The 2,108-nt window shown below is 66.7% G+C and carries 1 protein-coding gene; it reads left to right on the forward strand.

What is annotated here, in order from left to right:
- Positions 1-404: 404 nt before the first annotated feature.
- On the forward strand, positions 405-2,105 hold the full coding sequence (locus tag WCB02_RS31840; RefSeq protein ID WP_423964457.1) for a methyl-accepting chemotaxis protein: 1,701 nt from the start codon (positions 405-407) through the stop codon (positions 2,103-2,105).
- The last annotated feature ends 3 nt before the right edge of the window (positions 2,106-2,108 follow it).

The following is a 2,108-nucleotide window of genomic DNA, read 5'->3' on the forward strand; positions in this document are numbered from 1 at the left end:
TGCCGCGCCGCCGGCATGAATGATTTCCTCACCAAGCCGATCCAGCCGGATACGCTCTATGCGGCCATCCTGCGCTGGGGCACCGCGAAGACAAGCCGCGCCGAACCGCAGGGCGCCTAGCCGGGCAGCGGGAGCGGGACAGGCGATGGCCTTGCGGCAGATCTCCACACGATTCCATTCGCGTCGATTCGCGCATCGCCTCGAAAGTCTCGCTCGCCTCGAAAAGGCCGCGACACGGTGAGGCCGATGCACAGGCGCTGAACCGTAGTCATACGGGCGGCGAAATTAACCCGAATACAGAACGCGAATGGGCACTAAGATTTTGCAGAGCCGATCGAAGTCGGCGGCGCCGCGCGTTCGGCTGACGGGCCGCGCCGGATGCGCAAGCAGAGAAAGTCAAGGACATGGCATCCGCATCATCCCATTGGCCCAGACTGACGATCGGCCGGCGGATCTATGCTCTGATCGGGCTCGGCTTCCTCGGGCTGCTCGGCCTCACCTTCCTCGACTCGCACGAACTGACCTCGAGCCTGACGGCGCAGAAGACGGTCGAATTGAAGCATCTGATCGACGTGGCGCTGACCATGATCAAGCAGGAGCAGGCCACGGTGAAGGACGGCGGCCCGACGGTCGCGGAGGCGCAAAAACGGGCGCTGGCCCGGGTCGCGGCGCTGCGCTATGCCGGCAACGAATATTTCTTCATCGTCGACACCGATACGCGCCTGGTGATGCATCCGCTCAGGCCGGAGATGGTCGGCCGCGACATGTCCAACTTCAAGGATGCCAACGGAACCCTGATCTACAAGATGTTCGTCGATGCCGCGCGCGCAGGCGACGGCGTCGTGCATTACAACCAGAACAAGCCTGGCATCGCGGAGCCGCAACCCAAGCTCTCCTACCTCGCGAATTTCAAACCGTGGGGCTGGGTGATCGGGACCGGCGTCTATGTCGACGATCTCGAGGCGCAGACCTGGCCCTCGATCCGGCGCTCGCTGCTGGCCGCCGGCTTGGTGCTGCTGGTGTCGCTCGCCATCTCGGTGGTGGTGGCGCGGCGCATCGCCACGCCGCTGCATGGCATGACGGCGGCGATGAAGGCGCTGGCCGGCGGGCGGATCGACGTCGAGATCGCCGGAATCGGCCGGCGCGACGAAGTCGGTGAAATGGCCGAAGCGGTCGAGGTGTTCAAGAGCAACGCCATCGCCCATCAGCAACTGGAAATCGAACAGAAGCAGCTGGAGGCGCGCGCAGCCGCGCACCGCCGGGCCGACATGAACCGGCTTGCCGATGATTTCGAGGAGACGGTCGGCAAGATCATCCAGACCGTGTCGTCGGCGTCGAGCGAGCTCGAAACCTCTTCCACGAGCCTTCACGGCACCGCGGAGCGGTCGCTCGCGCTCGCGGGCCAGGTCGCCGCGGCGTCCGGCGAAGCGACGAGCAACATGCAGTCGGTGGCCTCCGCCAGCGAGGAGATGACCTCCTCGGTCGACGAGATCAGCCGCCAGGTGCGCGAATCCGCGCGGATCGCCAACGAGGCCGTCGACCAGGCGCGCCACACCACCGATCGCGTCGGCACGCTCGCGAAGGCGGCGGCGCGCATCGGCGACGTCGTCGAGCTGATCAGGACCATTGCCGGGCAAACCAATCTGCTGGCGTTGAATGCCACGATCGAGGCCGCCCGGGCCGGCGAGTCCGGCCGCGGCTTCGCGGTGGTCGCCTCCGAAGTGAAGGCGCTGGCCGAGCAGACCGCGAAGGCGACCGGCGAGATCGGCCAGCAGATCTCCGGCATCCAGGCCGCCACCGGCGCTTCGGTGCAGGCGATCAAGGACATCAGCGACACCATCGGGCGGATCTCGGCGATCTCGTCGACCATCGCTTCGGCAGTCGAACACCAGGGCGCGGCCACGCTCGAGATTTCCCGCAACGTGCAGCAGGCCGCGCGCGGCACCGAGCAGGTCTCGACCAACATCGACGACGTGCAGCAAGGCGCCAACGCGACCGGATCGGCCTCCTCCGAGGTGCGCATGGCGGCACAATCCCTGTCGCGCAACAGCGGCCGGCTGAAGCGCGAGGCCGGCGACTTTCTCGGCACGGTGCGCGCGGGGTAGGAC

Origin of the sequence: Bradyrhizobium sp. (genome assembly GCF_049581145.1) — a bacterium.
Taxonomy (GTDB): Bacteria; Pseudomonadota; Alphaproteobacteria; order Rhizobiales; family Xanthobacteraceae; genus Bradyrhizobium.